Source organism: Thermaurantiacus sp. (genome assembly GCF_053487655.1).
Genome location: NZ_JBRCLD010000107.1, coordinates 1 through 14,607, shown reverse-complemented (window position 1 = coordinate 14,607; position 14,607 = coordinate 1). Strand labels below are relative to the sequence as shown.

Sequence of the window (14,607 nt, the reverse complement as noted above, 5' to 3'; positions counted from 1 at the left end):
CGCAGCAAACCGAACCGAGTTGCGGCCGTGACGGCACGCATGGCGCATCTTCCATCCAAGCGCTCCCTGGACGTCTGAAGCCCGTGGCGACCCTTGCTGCAGCCGCCCTTTCGCCCCGCAGCCGCAGTGCGCAACCATTTGTTGCCGGGCGTGCCCGCCTGCCTCGGGTGCCGCTGCCAGCTGAACTTGATCTGCTTGTCGATCTTGGCGATGCGATCGGCTCCCCGCGCTGGTGGCAGGGTGCTGCGACGCTCGCCCTCCTTTGCAGTCTTGTGGTAGGACTGGGCTCGGCGCCGCCCCGGCTGGTTGTGACTGGCGGCGAAGTGCTAACAGCACCTGTTCTTGATGTGCGCGCTCCAGCCCGCATCGGAGCACTCGCGGCTGGCAGCCGGCATGGGCTTGTCGTCCCGCCCGGACCAGCGGCAGTCAGGCTCAATGAAATCCCCGAGCGGCCCCGAATCGAGCTGGTCGCACGCATTGGTGCCGGTGGCAGTCTTGAGGCGGCGTTGCGTCGCGCTGGCGTCGGGCGCGAGGATCTCGAGTCCATCCTCAAGCTTGCGCGCGCAAGTGGTGCATCAACGACGCTTGCGCCCTCAACCGAGCTGCAGCTCGTCCTTGGCCGGCGCGAGAGCAGGAGCGTGCCGCGGCCGGTGGAAAGCCTCTCGTTTCGCGCTGCCCTCGATCTCCGGCTCGCCGTTTTGCGCGATGGCGACGGGCTTCGAGTGCAGCGGATTCCCATTCGGGTCGACAACAGACCGCTGCGCGTAACAGGCGAAGTTGGCCGTTCGCTCCATGGGGCTCTGCGCGCCTCTGGTGTCCCCGGGGCTGTCGTTGCAGATTATCTGCGTCAGCTTGGCCACGTGGTTGACATCCAGCGCGGCGTTCGCGGCCGTGACCGCTTCGATCTCATTGTCGAGCATCGCCAGGCCGAAACCGGGGAGCGGGAGTGGGGACGCCTTCTCTATGCTGGTCTTGTTGACGGACGCCGAAGCGTGGCCCTGATGCGCTTTGGACCCAAGGGCGAGTTCTTCCGCGAGAATGGCGAGAGTGCCAAGCGGGGCCTCATTCGCACGCCAGTGGAAGGCGCTCGCCTCTCCTCCAACTTTGGCATGCGCTTCCACCCGATCCTCGGCTATTCGCGCATGCACCAGGGAATCGACTTCGCCGCGCCAACCGGAACCCCGGTCCTCGCCTCGGCAGGGGGCAGGGTGATCGCGGCTGGATGGTCGGGCGGCTATGGCAACCTCATTGCCGTGCAGCATGGCCGTAACATGGTAACCCGCTATGCCCATCTTTCGCGGATTCATGTGCGGGTTGGCGACACCGTCTCCCAAGGCCAGCGCATTGGCGCTGTTGGTTCGACAGGCCTTTCGACCGGCCCGCACCTTCACTACGAAGTCTGGGTCAATGGCAGGCCGGTCAATCCGGCCCAAGCGCGCTATCTCTCTGGCAACCAGCTTGCGGGCGAGGAGCTGCGCCGGTTCCAGGCCGAGCTCGCTCGTATCCGGCAGATTGCGCGGCCCGCGTCGTAAGCGCGAGCGGGATCCCAAGAGCGACAAGCGCGAGGCCGCTGAAGCCAAGCCAGCCGGCAATCTCGCTCTCTCCGGCAAGAAACCGAGCATAGCCGAGGGATGACCACAGCATCCACAAGCAGGCGGCAGCAAAGCCCAGTGCTGGAAGCCGCACTTGGCGCAGCTCCGCCTGCCGGAACGGGACCAGGGCAACAAGCGCGAGGAACAGCCAGAACACGGGGGCTGTGAATGCGACCATGGCCTCGAACCCGTCGCGTGCCAAGCCGCCAAGCCCGACCAGCGCAAGGGCGACGACACCTTGCACCAGAAGCGCGACGACCGGGACCGACCGGCCGCTGTCCCATTTTCCGAGAAAGCCGAGAGCGGGCAGATCCTGGCCAAGTGCGCACATCGCCCGAGCACCGGTAAGGGTGGTGACATTGAGGGTGGAGACGGCGGCAAGGACGACCACAAGGGTGATGATCGCAGTACCAGCAGTGCCAAGCGCGGCTTCGGCAATCGCGGTTGCTGGCGCCGACGTCGCGGCAAGGCCGTCGATCCCAAGCGCGGCGAGATAGGCGAGGTTGACCGCCAGATAGAGGGCGGCGACCAGCAGGATCCCGCCGACGAGGCCGCGCGCAAGACCGACTGCGCCACCGCGAACCTCCCCCGAAAGATAGGCGGCCTCGTTCCAGCCGCCGAACACGAGCATCACGAAGACAAGCGCAAGGCCTGGGTTGGCTGGGCCATGGGCCGGCGCCGCGCGGCCTCTCTCGACCACAGGCTCTGCAGAGAGGCCAAGGACAATGATTGCAACAAGCGCTGTGACCACTGCGAGGGTGAGCAATCGCTGGGCGGTTGCGCTCACAGAGAGGCCGAGCAGGTTGAAGAGCGTGACCAGTGCCACCGACAGCAACGCCCACGGCAGGGAGGGGCCGGGCAGCAGGCCTGCCAGATAGTCTCCGGCCACGAACGCAACGGTTGCGATTGCCCCAGTCTGGATGACGGCAGCGCGGGCCCAGACGAACAGGGCGCCGATCGGCCGTCCCCAGCCGAGTTCCAGAAACCGGTATTCGCCGCCAATGCCCCCGGCCTGCCTTGCGAGCGCAACGTAGGTGATGCCGCCCATCAGCGCGACCACAGCCCCCAGGAGCCAGATCGCCATGAAGCCTGGCGGACCACCGGTAAGCCGCGCCACATCGGCTGGGGCACGGAAAATGCCAGCGCCGATGACGATCCCGGCGACGATGAGCGCGATGTCAAGTGGCGACAGTCGCGCCGCAAGCGTGGACTCGCTCTCCAGCGGATTAGCCACCAATTCGGGTGGCTGTCCAGCCCCGCCCAATAAGACCAGTTTCGCCAAGCTCGCCCGTTAGCTCGCGTCCTCCGCCCAGACTGAAAGTCACCTCCCGGCCGCGCACGCGGCCGCCGTTCAATGGCCCTCCGGTTGTCGAGAGCTTCTGGTAGGTCTGGACGATGGTGGCAGTAAAGCGCTCGTTGCCCACTTCAAAGGCCCAGCGGCCGGCAAGCTGGGCTGGCACGATCCAGAGATAGCCGGTTGCATCGTCAGTGCGGATGGTCTCGTCCGGCTCCCAGTCCCCCATGTCGAAGGCGTGGCTCACCACGCGTGTTCCTGGTTTCATGGTGAGAATCTTTGGCCGCAGTTTCAAGTTGAGATTGGGCAGAAGATAGAGCGTGACCACCGAGGCCGAAGAGAAGTCGGACTCGAAGATGTCACCACGCTGGAAGGTCACCTTTGTGCGGACACCGGCGCGATCGGCATTCCGGCGGGCAAGTGCTACCATGTCGCCATTATAGTCGATGCCATGCGCGCGGGCGCCGAAGTCGCGTGCAGCAGCGATTGGAAAGCGGCCATCGCCCGAGCCAAGATCGACAACATAATCGTTGCGGGTGACCTTGGCTGCCGTCAGCAGGGCCTTGACGAGGCTTTCAGGCGTTGGAACCCAGATGACGTCCTTCCCTGGCTGTCCAACTGAGGGTCGGTATTGGTCGTCGCCCAGCTTCTCTCCGCCCTCGAGAGTCGAAAGCGGTACAACTTCTGCCCCTTCGGCGGAAAGCGACGGCTCGAGGACTCCTGCAGTCTGCGCTGCCGCCGGTAGAGCGGGCAGCCTTGGGAGCGTGGGGCTTGCTGGCACCAGCCGGACTTGTGCTGATGCTCCAACTGGAAGCAGGATGAGGCAGGCGAGCAGGGTGTAGCGCATCACATGCTCCCAGAGGGGGCGACAGCAGGCATGAAGCCTGCGTGCTGGCCGATAGGCGGGCGCGATCATGGCGTCCAGCAGGCAAAGATCGCAGTGGGCAGAAGTTGCCCGCGCGCAGATTGAATGAGTGCCATCTCGCCAGCCCTGACCGAGCCACCGAGCTTGCTGGTGGCCCCGGCGAGAGCGCGGCCGAGCGCCAGCGCGGAGAGGCGCACGGCATAGCTTGTCACGATCATGAGCTGGCCGGTGCCATCGAGAAGCTGAGCGCAGGCTGAAAGCAGCGGCGCAAGATCGGTCTCCAGAGTCCAGATCTCGCCTTTGGGTCCGCGGCCATATTTCGGCGGATCAAGCAAAATGGCCCCGTAGCGCCGGCCACGGCGGATTTCGCGCGCGACGAACGCCCGCGCATCCTCGACAATCCAGCGGATCGGCGCCGCCTCCAGGCCTGACAGCGCCGCATTCTCCCGGGCCATGGTGACGGCCTTGCGGCTGGCATCAACATGCACCACTTCCGCGCCGGCCCGAGCGGCAACAAGGCTTGCAACGCCCGTGTAGCCAAAGAGGTTGAGTGTTGGCGCTTCTGGGCCGGCAGCCGCCGCCAGTTGCGCCCAGTGCGGGGCCATGTCGGGGAAAAAACCGAGGTGGCGAAATGGTGTCGGCATCGCCCAGAGACCAACGCCGGCCTGGCGGATCGGCCAGCGGCGAGGCAGGGCGGGCGAAAGGTTCCAGCGGCCACCGCCGTCCTCGTGCGCCCCCCCGGTGAAGACTCCATCTGCCTCCCAGTCGGTCCGGGTTGGCGCCCACATCGCCTGCGGCTCTGGCCGGATGAAGCGGTAAGGCCCGCAGCGCTCGAGCTTGCGGCCATGGCCGCAATCGAGCAGCTCGAAATCATCGGAAGGGGGGACGGCCAGGATCTCGAGGTTCACGGCAGGCGTTTGAGTGGCCGCGGCCCGATGCTCGCCATGGCAACCGGCCCGGCAAGCATCGCAGCCCCCGCTGCGCGCGCGTCCTCGAGGCTGACCGAGTCGATGACCGCTTCGACTTCCTCGGGCGCAATCGGTCGACCGTGGGTGAGAAGCGTCTGCCCGATCCAGCTTGCTTGCCCGGTGCAGCCCTCAAGCCCCATCAGCAGTCCAGCCTTGAGCTGGGTGCGCGCCCGAGCGAGCTCGGCAGGTGTGAGGTCTCTTGCTGCTTTCCAGGCGACCTCAAGGGCGAGCGCTGCTGCGCGCTCAGCATCTTCGGGACGGGTTGCAAGATGAAGAGTGGCAAGCCCGACGTCAGCAAAGGGGGTGTGGCTTGCCGACACGCTGTAGGCAAGACCGCGCGCTTCCCGCAGTTCCTGGAACAGCCGCGACGATGCTCCGCCGCCAAGCGCGGTTGTAAACAGCTCGGCCGCATAGTGGTTCGCGGCGTGGACGCTCACTCCAGGAAGGCCGATGGCAATCTGGGTCACATCGGCGCGCCGCCGTTCGCTGCGCACTCCCCCAGCAAAGGCGCCGCTTGCGAACGGGGCAGGCGGGTCGGCTGGCAAGCCGCAAAGCAGGGCCTCAGCAGCTGCCTTGACGTCCGCGTGCGTCACCGCCCCTGCTGCGACCAGGGCAAGGCCAGGGCCGCGATAGGTCCGGTCGCGCCACCACTGGAGGTCGGTTGTGCTGAGGGTGGCAAGCGTTGCGGGCGTGCCCAAGATCGGCCGGCCAAGGGGCTGGTCCGGGAAGGCTGCCTCCTGCAGGAGGTCGAACACCCGGTCTTCCGCGGCATCAAGGGCTTCGCGGATCTCGGCATCCACCACCTGCTTCTCGAGCGCGAGATCGGCCTCGGCGAAGCGCGGCCTTGTCACCATCTCGGCCAGAAGCGAGACGGCGAGCGGCAGGTCCGCGCCCATCACCCGCGCGTGGAACAGGGTCATGTCGCGCGAGGTCCAGGCATTCAAGGCTCCGCCGACATCCTCGATGGCCTCGGCAAGCCCGCGTGCGTCGCGCACTTCAGTGCCCTTGAAGAGCATATGCTCGAAGAGGTGTGCAATGCCATTCTCGGCTGCCTCCTCGTGGCGGGCGCCGACGCTTGCACACAGGCCGACGGCAGCAGTCCGAAGGCCGGCCATGGCGATGGTTGCAACCGTCAAGCCATTGGCGAGCCGGCTGGTCTCGACCTGGCTCATGCGCCGAGCCCGTCGATGAAGGCACGCACGGCGCCCGTTTCTGCTGGAAGCCGGGAAAAGTGCTCGGCCCGGTCGAAGAGGCCCGCAGCGCGTGGCGGGAGCATCGGGAAGATGCCTGTCGCGGCTTCGACTGCGGCGGGAAACTTGGCCGGATGGGCGGTTGCAAGCGTGACAATCGGTCCTTCGATGCTGGCCTCCAGGCGGCGGGCGGCAGCAAGCCCGATCCCTGTGTGCGGGTCGAGAAGCTGGCCGCTTGCCGCATGCGCCCAGGCGAGCGTTGCCGCCATCTGCGCGCCGGTGACCCGCACGGCGCGGAACAGCGTTGCGGCCTCGGCGCGCACCGGCTCCGGGAGGACCATGCGCCCGGTTGCCTCAAACCCGGCCATCGCTGCTGCCAGCGCGTCGCTATCCCGGCCGTGGAGGTCGAAGAGCAGCCGCTCGAAGTTGGACGAGACCTGGATATCCATGGAAGGGCTGGCCGTCGCCGTGAGGGGACGGCGCGAATAGTCGCCCTTGCCGAGCGCCCGGGCAAGGATGTCATTTTCGTTGGTGGCAAGGATGAGGGCCGAGACGGGTAGCCCCATCCGGCTTGCGACATAGCCAGCGAAAATGTCACCGAAATTGCCGGTGGGCACCGAGAAGGCGACGGGCGCATCAGGCGCGCCGAGGCGGACGGCGGCAAAGACATAATAGACCACTTGCGCCGCCAGCCGCGCCCAGTTGATTGAATTGACCGCGGCAAGGCGATGGCGTGCGCGGAAGCCCGGATCGTTGAACAGCGCTTTGACGATTGCTTGGGCATCGTCGAAGGAGCCGGCGATGGCGACATTGTGGACATTGCCGACATCGACCGTCGTCATCTGCCGGCGCTGCACGTCGGAGACCCGGCCTTCGGGGTGAAGCATTACGATCCGCATGCCGGGAAGCCCAGCAACGGCTGCAATCGCAGCCGAGCCGGTATCCCCAGACGTGGCGCCGATGATGGTGAGTGGCACGGTTTCCCCGGCGAGGAAGTGCGCAAACAGCCGGCCGAGCAGCTGGAGGGCGAGATCCTTGAACGCAAGCGTCGGCCCATGGTGGAGCTCAAGCAGCCAGTGACGGTGATCGAGCTGGACCAGCGGCGTGACCGCGGCATGGGCGAAGCTGCCATAGGCGGCCTCGACCAGCGCTCGCAGTTCGCCTGCCGTCAGCGCATCCCCAACGAATGGGCTGAGCACGGCGATTGCGGTCTCGGCATAGCTTGCGTCGCGCAGGGCGCGGAACTGGCCCGGGGTCCAGCGCGGCCACTCGGCTGGCACATAGAGCCCGCCGTCGCTGGCGAGGCCCGCAAGTGTCGCGCCGCGAAAGTCGAGGGGGCGTGCAGCGCCGCGGGTTGAGACATGCTGCATGGGTGCTCGCGCAGGGTTAGCGGGGGGCGCAGAGGCGTTCAACCGCCGCGCCACCAGCGCATAACGAAGGCCGTGTAGACCGCGGCGAGGATGGCAGCGAAGCTGAACCACTGGATTGCATAGGAGCGGTGGTTGTTGGGGATGGCATCTGGACTCGGTGGTGCGCTTGGCACGAGCGGCGGCGCTGCACTCTCCAGGACCAGGCCGAGGGTCTGGGTGCCGTCCCATGATGCCGGGATCACGACTCCGGTCTGCTCACCGTTGGGCGGAAGGGTGATTGCTGCAGCGCCAGTCCGCGGTGACCAGCCGGCGTTGACTGGCATGAGCTGGCGCGGCCTTGCCCCTGCGATCGCGCATAGGAAGACCACAGAGTAGCCGGACTGGCCTTTGCGATTGCGACCGGCCTGCTCTCGCGGCTTGGCGGGACTGCAAGCGAGATCCGCCCGGATGCGGCGAAACAGCAGCTCCTCGACCCTGGCGTCGCCAGCGATCGTGGCCACTGGCAGTTCGCGGTTGTGCTCGATCCGGGCGAGCATCTCCGTCTTCCACTTCGCCCGCTCGATCTGCCACACGCCAAGCCCAGCGAGCAGCGGCAGTGCGGCTGCCGTCATCAGGGTCGGAAGGAGCGGGAGGCCGCGCCGCCTCCTGCCGGGTTCAGCCGAAATAGGGGGTTGCTGCCCGGCCGAAGTCCGAGCCCCAGATGTAGATCGAGAGGAACAGGAATAGCCAGACCACATCGACAAAGTGCCAATACCAGGCCGCCGCCTCGAAGCCAAAATGCTGCCGGGGCGTGAAGTCACCAGCATAAGCCCGCCACAGGCAGACCGCGAGGAAGATGGTGCCAACGACGACATGGAAGCCATGAAAGCCAGTCGCCATGAAGAAAGTGGCGCCATAGATATTGCCGGAGAAGCCGAACTCGGCATGGCTGTATTCATAGGCCTGGAGGGCTGTGAACAACACGCCAAGGATGATGGTAAGCCAGAGCCCCTGCTTCAGCCCGTCGCGGTCATTGTGGATGAGCGCATGGTGCGCCCAAGTCACCGTGGTGCCGGAAAGCAGCAGGATGAGCGTGTTCAAGAGCGGGTAGACGAAGGGGTCGAGCACTTCGATGCCCTTGGGCGGCCACACGCCACCAACCGCATCGCCCGCCGGCGGAAACAGGGCAGCGTTGAAATAGGCCCAAAACCAGGCGACGAAGAACATCACTTCGGAGGCGATGAACAGCAGCATCCCGTAGCGGTGATGGAGCTGGACGACGGGGGTATGGTCGCCGCTGTTGGCCTCGGTTCTGACGTCTGACCACCAGGAGAACATGGTGAAGAGCACGCCGATGATTCCAGCTCCCGCGACATATTTGCCCCACCAGGCATCATGCCACCAGAAGACGAGCCCGACCGTCATGAGAATGGCTGCCACTGATCCGACGATCGGCCAGGGGCTTGGCGGGAGAATGTGATAGTCGTGGGTTTTGCCGGCAGCCATGGTGCTCCTCTTTTCGCCCCTCTTATCGCGTGGGCATGACCGTTGCTAGCGCCTGCCCTGTCTCTGGCCAGCTGCAATGGCAGCCATGCCGGTTGCGCGCACCCCGGCTGGCTGGGTTGGCTCCGCCACCGGGAAGAAGCTGTAGGAAAGCGTGATCTCCTCAATCCGCCTGGCCTCGGGGTCATCGAGAATGGCCGGGTCGACATAGTAGACGACGGGCATTGCGACCGTTTGTCCGGGCTCAAGTGTCTGCTCGTTGAAGCAGAAGCACTGGATCTTGACGAAGTAGCGGCCCGCCGCGGCCGGCGAGACGTTGAAGGTCGCAACGCCCGTGACGGGCGCGTCGCTGCTGTTGTGGGCGTGGTAGAAGGCCATGCGCCGCTCGCCCAAGGGCAAGTCAACGAAAGTTTCGGCAGGCCGGAATGTCCAGGACATTCCACGCTGGACATTGCCGTCGAACCGGACCCGGATCGAAGTTCCGGGAATTGGCCGGGGGGCCGCGGCCGTTGCGGCTGCAACCATCGGCGTGCCGCCGAAGCCGGTGACCTGACAGAACAGCCGGTAGAGGGGCACGCTTGCATAAGCGAGGCCGATCATGCCCATGGCAACGCCGGCTGCCAGCAACGCTGTGCGCCTGTTCGCAGCAAGTGTGTTCATGCGCTCATCCGGCCAATGGTGATGGCATAGAACAGGATGACCATGGCCGCGAGCACGACGGCAATCGCGACATTGCGCCGGCGGCGGCGGGCCAGGAAAGCTTCGAGCTCATCCGGAGTCCAGGTCACGAGATCACCCACGCATCGACCACGAGGGCAGTGAAGAGCAGGAAGAGATAGAGGATCGAGAAGCGGAACAGCTGACGCTCCTCGGCCATGGCTTTGGGTTCCGTGGTGCGCGACTGCCGCACCCGCCACGCCAGTAGCAGGAACGTCGCGCCGAGGCCGGCGGCGACTGTCCCGTAGAATGCACCCGCAAGCCCGAGTGGCCAAGGGGCGATGCTGGCAGCAACGAGGGCGAGGGCATAGCCAAAAATTTGCCGGCGGGTCGCATGTGGCCCGTGGGTGACCGGCAGCATCGGGATGCCGGCGCGCGCGTAATCGGGTGCCACAAACAGGGCCAGCGCCCAGAAGTGCGGCGGAGTCCAGAGGAAAATGACAAGGAAGAGCAGGACCGGCATCAGCGTCACATCGCCCGAGACGGCGGCCCAGCCGATGACGGGCGGGAAGGCGCCCGCTGCACCACCGATCACAATGTTCTGGGGTGTGCGGGGTTTGAGCCAGATGGTGTAGACGATAGCATAGAACCAGATCCCGAGCGCAAGCACCCCGGCTGCGACGAGGTTGGTCGCGAGCGCCAGCGTCGTGACTGCCCCGACCGCAAGAATGATGGCAAAGGCGAGCGCCGCATCCGCCGGCACCCGGCCCGCTGCAAGCGGCCGGCTGGCCGTTCGCTTCATGCGCTGGTCGACATCGGCTTCAATCCACTGGTTGAACGCGCCTGCTGCCCCGGCGCCAACTGCGATCATGAGGATCGCAACGACAGCGAGAGCGGGGTGGAGACGGCCAGGGGCAGCGAGCATGCCACACAGCGCCGTGAAGATGGCAAGCGACATGACCCGAGGCTTCAGCAGCGCAAGCCAGTCGCGCCAATCCGCAGCAATCAGCGCTGGCCGGGATGTAGCAAGGGCGCCATCTGGCGCCCTTGCAGTCTCAGGAAGGGCAGCAGCCATCCGTCAATGCGCCTTCATCCGCGTGAGATCGGGAAGTGTCTCGAACTGATGGAAGGGCGGCGGTGACGAGAGGGTCCACTCAAGCGTGGTTGCACCTTCACCCCAGGGATTGTCGGCCGCGCGCCGGCCAGCGGCAAGCGACCAGATGACGTTCACGAAGAAGACAAGCATCCCGGCAAGCATGACAAGATAGCCCCAGGAGGAGACCTCGTTCCAGCCAGCCATCGCATCTGGATAATCGGGATAGCGGCGCGGCATCCCCTGCTGTCCCAGGAAATGCATCGGGAAGAAGATGAGATTGGTGCCGATGAAGAACAGCCAGAAGTGGAGCTTACCGAAAAACTCATTGTACTCCCGGCCAGTCATCTTGCCAAACCAGTAGTAGAAGGCCGCGAAGATCGCGAATGTTGCTCCCAGAGAAAGCACATAGTGGAAGTGCGCCACCACATAATAGGTGTCGTGCATGTAGGTATCAAGCCCGCCATTCGCGAGCATAACGCCCGTCACGCCGCCGACCGTGAACATGAAGATGAAGCCGATTGCCCAGAGCATCGGTGTCGGGAAGCGCAGACTTCCACCCCACATGGTCGCAATCCAGGAAAAGATCTTGATACCTGTTGGCACCGCGATGATCATGGTTGCGGCCGTAAAATACATCTTCGTGTTCACTCCAAGACCGGCAGTGAACATATGGTGGGCCCAGACGATGAAGCCGACGAAGCCAATTGCCACCATGGCGTAGGCCATGGCGAGATAGCCGAACACCGGCTTGCGGCTGAAGGTGGCAACAATCTGGCTGATGATCCCGAATGCCGGCAGGATCATGATGTAGACTTCAGGGTGGCCGAAGAACCAGAAGAGATGCTGGTAGAGAAGCGGATCTCCGCCGCCGGCCGGGTCGAAGAACGTCGTGCCGAAATTGCGGTCAGTCAGGAGCATGGTGATCGCGCCAGCGAGCACGGGAAGCGACAGCAGCAGCAGGAAGGCCGTGACCAGGATCGACCAGGCGAACAGCGGCATCTTGTGCAAGGTCATGCCCGGTGCGCGCATGTTGAAGATGGTGGTGATGAAGTTGATGGCCCCGAGAATTGAGGCCGCCCCCGCCAAGTGCAGAGCGAAGATGGCAAGGTCGACTGCTGGTCCCGGATGACCGGAGGTCGAGAGCGGTGGATAGACGGTCCAGCCCGTGCCAGCGCCAATCCCCCCTGGCGGGCCGGGCACGAACAATGAAAGGGTGAGAAGGGTGAAGCCAGCCACCGTCAGCCAGAAGCTGATGTTGTTCATGCGCGGAAACGCCATGTCGGGCGCGCCAATCATGATGGGAACGAACCAGTTGGCAAATCCGCCGATGAGCGCAGGCATCACCATGAAGAAGACCATGATGAGGCCATGGGCGGTGATGAACACATTCCAGAGGTGATAGGCTTGGTCCACATTGCCTTCGGTAAACCACGGCAGCACCTGCATGCCGGGCTCTGCCAGCTCCCAGCGCATGAAGCCGGACATGGCACCTCCGACGATCCCCGCGATGATCGCGAAGATGAGGTAGAGCGTGCCGATATCCTTGTGGTTGGTCGAAAACAGCCACCGCTGGACAAAGGTCAGCTTGTGGTCATCCGCGGCGTGGCCGTAGGCGTCCCCATGTGCATCGAAGGTCGTAGCCATCCTGTCCCTCGTCTCAGGCTGCCGGCGCGCCGGCTGCGGTTTCGCTCGTCTGCGGCGTTATCCCCTGTTCGGCCTGCATCTTTGCAACCCAGGCGTTGAACTGGTCTTCCGGCACCACTTCGACAGCAATGGGCATGAAGCCATGCTTGGTGCCGCAAAGCTCAGAGCATTGCCCGTAATAGACGCCAGGCCGGTCGACCTTGAACCAGGCTTCGTTGATACGTCCTGGCACTGCGTCCATCTTGACCCAGAAGGAGGGAAGGGCCCAGCTGTGGAGCACGTCGGCGGCGGTGATCAAAAGTTTCACCGTCTTGCCGGCGGGCACCACGACCCGGTTGTCAGTCTCGAGGAGATAAGGGGCACCGCGGGCGGCGGCCTCCTCGCGGTTGACCATCACGGCATCGAAGCTGATGCCGCCGTGATCGACATATTCATAGCCCCAGTACCACTGATAGCCTGTGACCTTGATTGTGAGATCGGCCTTGGGCGGGTTGTACTGGTTGGCGAGGAGGCGGAAGCTCGGGACCGCGATGATGACAAGAATGAGGGCGGGGATGAGAGTCCAGGTCACTTCCAGCTTGAAATTGTGCGAGAAGGTGGCCGGCTCGGGGTTGGCCGCAGCGCGGTAGCGCAGGATCGTCCACACCAGCAGCGCCAGCACCAGCAAGGAAATCCCGATCATGACGGGGTTGAGGAGCCAGTGCACCATCCGCAGCGCTTGCTCGCCGATCGGTGTGACTTGCGGCAGGAGGTCGATTCCCCAGGGCACTGGCTGACCCATTCCGGGCTCGGGGCGCAGTGGCGCATAAGTGGCAGCTGCAGCGGCTGCGACGTCTGCTGCGCTCGCCAATTCCGACGCGGGTTCGGCCGCGCCCACCCCGGCCTTGGACGCCAGCGTCTCTTGCGCACCTGCCGCCGTTGCCATGATGAGAGCCGCCAGCACTCCGGCGGCGTTGCGAAACGCCATCTGACTCCTCGTCCTTGTTATCCCCCCAAGCTATATGCGCAGCCGTTCGGGGTCACAAGCGCCGAGCCGGCGCTGCGACAGAAGGGCGCCGGGTTTGGCAGCCATGCAAGGGGGCGCTCAGGCGGCGAGGTCGTCGAACGCGGCCCGGCTTTTCTGCATCTGCGCCATCACGGCGCGCGTCATGTCATCGCCCTGGAGCATGGCGGCATTCCAGACTGCGACATATTCAAGGCCCTGGTCGATTGTCATGTCGCGCCCGGCGTTCAGAACCTGCTTGATGCCGGCAATGGCAAGCGGGCTCTTGGACGCAATTTCCTGGGCCATGGCGAGTGCGGCCGCGATGGTCGCCTCGCGTGTTTCGTGCACGCTGTTCACGAATCCGAACCGGAGCGCTTCAGAAGCAGGCCAGCGGCGCCCGGTGAAGGCGAGCTCCCGGATAAGCCCCTGCGGCAGCAGGTGGGGGATGCGCTGGAGCGTGCCGACATCAGCGACAATGGCGATATTGATCTCCTGAATGGCGAAAAAGGCGTCAGCGCTTGCGATCCGGATGTCGCAGGCAGTCACGAAATCAACGCCGCCGCCAATGCAGCCGCCGTGGATCGCTGCGATGACAGGAACCCGGCAGCGGTCGACGGCATTGAAGGGCTCCTGCATGTTTTTGATGTGCCGGCGCATCTTCTCGCGTGCCCGGCCAGCGTCGGGGTGGTGGCCACCGAGGGTGCCACCGGCCCAGTTCAAGTCGAGCCCGGCGGTGAAATGTTTGCCTGTCGAGGAGATGACGACGGCCCGCACAGAAGGATCGGAATCGATCGCAGCGAAAACTGCGGGGATCTCATCCCAGAATTCCTTGTTCATGGTGTTGAGCGCCTGCGGCCGGCAAAGCTCGATATGGGCGATATGGTCGGCGACCGCATAGGTGAAGGTGGTGTAGGTCATTGCGTCCCTCGCGCTCCAATCCTAGGGAAGTTGGCATGACGCGCTTCACCGTCAACGGCAACCCCGTCAAGTATGAGCTCGCGCCCGATACGCCGCTGCTGTGGGCCCTGCGCGATGCCTCCAACCTGACCGGCACGAAATATGGCTGCGGCGCTGGTCTGTGCGGTGCCTGCACGGTGCATGTCGATGGCGCGGCGGTCCGCTCCTGTTCCGTCACCATCGCCGAGCTCGAAGGGACGTTTGTGACCACGATCGAGGGTCTGGCCAGGGACCGTTCGCACCCGGTCCAGCGGGCCTGGCTCGAGAAGCAGGTGCCGCAATGCGGCTATTGCCAGTCGGGCATGATCATGGCGGCCGCCGCGCTTCTCAGGGCCAATCCTCGCCCGACCCGAGAGGAGGTTCGCGCCAGCATCACGAACCTCTGCCGCTGTGGCACCTATCCGCGCATCGAGGAGGCTATCCTCCGCGCCGCCGAGCTCGCCCAGGCAGGTTGAGTTTGGGCGCTGCGGCCGCCAAGCCGGCGGGCCAGCTGCTGCGGGTGCTGGG

General features: G+C 64.9%; 15 protein-coding genes. 2 read left to right on the top strand and 13 right to left on the bottom strand.

Annotated elements, in window-relative coordinates; genetic code table 11:
- The first annotated feature begins 83 nt into the window (after window positions 1-83).
- On the top strand, window positions 84-1,532 hold the full coding sequence (locus tag ACWIQA_RS10560; RefSeq protein WP_448583040.1) for a M23 family metallopeptidase: 1,449 nt from the start codon (window positions 84-86) through the stop codon (window positions 1,530-1,532).
- On the opposite strand, the gene ACWIQA_RS10555 is transcribed toward ACWIQA_RS10560, so the two are convergent.
- From ACWIQA_RS10555 to ACWIQA_RS10495, 13 genes are all read right to left on the bottom strand, one after another.
- Window positions 1,420-2,826 (bottom strand): APC family permease, encoded by a 1,407-nt coding sequence (locus ACWIQA_RS10555; protein ID WP_448583039.1) that lies wholly within the window; start codon window positions 2,824-2,826, stop codon window positions 1,420-1,422. The two genes, ACWIQA_RS10560 and ACWIQA_RS10555, sit on opposite strands and share 113 nt — an antisense overlap.
- A complete protein-coding gene (locus ACWIQA_RS10550; RefSeq protein WP_448583038.1) occupies window positions 2,819-3,733 on the bottom strand; it encodes a class I SAM-dependent methyltransferase in 915 nt (304 codons plus the stop codon). Before ACWIQA_RS10550 ends, ACWIQA_RS10555 begins: the two co-directional genes overlap by 8 nt.
- Window positions 3,734-3,798: 65 nt before the next feature.
- Window positions 3,799-4,659 carry a class I SAM-dependent methyltransferase gene (locus ACWIQA_RS10545; protein ID WP_448583037.1) on the bottom strand — a complete coding sequence of 287 codons (861 nt, stop codon included), beginning with the start codon at window positions 4,657-4,659 and terminating at the stop codon, window positions 3,799-3,801.
- Window positions 4,656-5,891 carry a M16 family metallopeptidase gene (locus ACWIQA_RS10540; RefSeq protein ID WP_448583036.1) on the bottom strand — a complete coding sequence of 412 codons (1,236 nt, stop codon included), beginning with the start codon at window positions 5,889-5,891 and terminating at the stop codon, window positions 4,656-4,658. The genes ACWIQA_RS10545 and ACWIQA_RS10540 overlap by 4 nt, the downstream gene beginning before the upstream one ends.
- Entirely contained in the window at window positions 5,888-7,279 is a 1,392-nt protein-coding gene (gene thrC, locus ACWIQA_RS10535) for a threonine synthase (RefSeq protein ID WP_448583035.1), read from the bottom strand. The genes ACWIQA_RS10540 and thrC overlap by 4 nt, the downstream gene beginning before the upstream one ends.
- 38 nt (window positions 7,280-7,317) lie before the next feature.
- Window positions 7,318-7,890, bottom strand: coding sequence for an SURF1 family protein (locus tag ACWIQA_RS10530; RefSeq protein WP_448583034.1), 573 nt, complete (start codon window positions 7,888-7,890; stop codon window positions 7,318-7,320).
- Between the two features lie 43 nt (window positions 7,891-7,933).
- Window positions 7,934-8,764: a cytochrome c oxidase subunit 3 gene (locus ACWIQA_RS10525; protein ID WP_448583033.1), complete on the bottom strand. Its 831-nt coding sequence runs from the start codon at window positions 8,762-8,764 to the stop codon at window positions 7,934-7,936.
- 45 nt (window positions 8,765-8,809) lie between these two features.
- On the bottom strand, window positions 8,810-9,421 hold the full coding sequence (locus ACWIQA_RS10520) for a cytochrome c oxidase assembly protein (RefSeq protein WP_448583032.1): 612 nt from the start codon (window positions 9,419-9,421) through the stop codon (window positions 8,810-8,812).
- Window positions 9,418-9,561, bottom strand: coding sequence for a hypothetical protein (locus ACWIQA_RS10515; RefSeq protein ID WP_448583031.1), 144 nt, complete (start codon window positions 9,559-9,561; stop codon window positions 9,418-9,420). Before ACWIQA_RS10515 ends, ACWIQA_RS10520 begins: the two co-directional genes overlap by 4 nt.
- Window positions 9,546-10,493, bottom strand: coding sequence for a heme o synthase (locus ACWIQA_RS10510; protein ID WP_448583030.1), 948 nt, complete (start codon window positions 10,491-10,493; stop codon window positions 9,546-9,548). The genes ACWIQA_RS10515 and ACWIQA_RS10510 overlap by 16 nt, the downstream gene beginning before the upstream one ends.
- Before the next feature lie 3 nt (window positions 10,494-10,496).
- On the bottom strand, window positions 10,497-12,158 hold the full coding sequence (ctaD, locus tag ACWIQA_RS10505) for a cytochrome c oxidase subunit I (RefSeq protein WP_448583029.1): 1,662 nt from the start codon (window positions 12,156-12,158) through the stop codon (window positions 10,497-10,499).
- 13 nt (window positions 12,159-12,171) lie between these two features.
- Complete coding sequence (gene coxB / locus ACWIQA_RS10500) at window positions 12,172-13,125, bottom strand: cytochrome c oxidase subunit II (RefSeq protein ID WP_448583028.1); 954 nt, start codon at window positions 13,123-13,125, stop codon at window positions 12,172-12,174.
- Window positions 13,126-13,242: 117 nt separating this feature from the next.
- Entirely contained in the window at window positions 13,243-14,061 is an 819-nt protein-coding gene (locus ACWIQA_RS10495) for a crotonase/enoyl-CoA hydratase family protein (protein WP_448583027.1), read from the bottom strand.
- A 35-nt stretch (window positions 14,062-14,096) separates the two neighbouring features.
- On the opposite strand from ACWIQA_RS10495, the gene ACWIQA_RS10490 reads away from it, so the two are divergent.
- Window positions 14,097-14,555 carry a (2Fe-2S)-binding protein gene (locus ACWIQA_RS10490; protein ID WP_448583026.1) on the top strand — a complete coding sequence of 153 codons (459 nt, stop codon included), beginning with the start codon at window positions 14,097-14,099 and terminating at the stop codon, window positions 14,553-14,555.
- The last annotated feature ends 52 nt before the right edge of the window (window positions 14,556-14,607 follow it).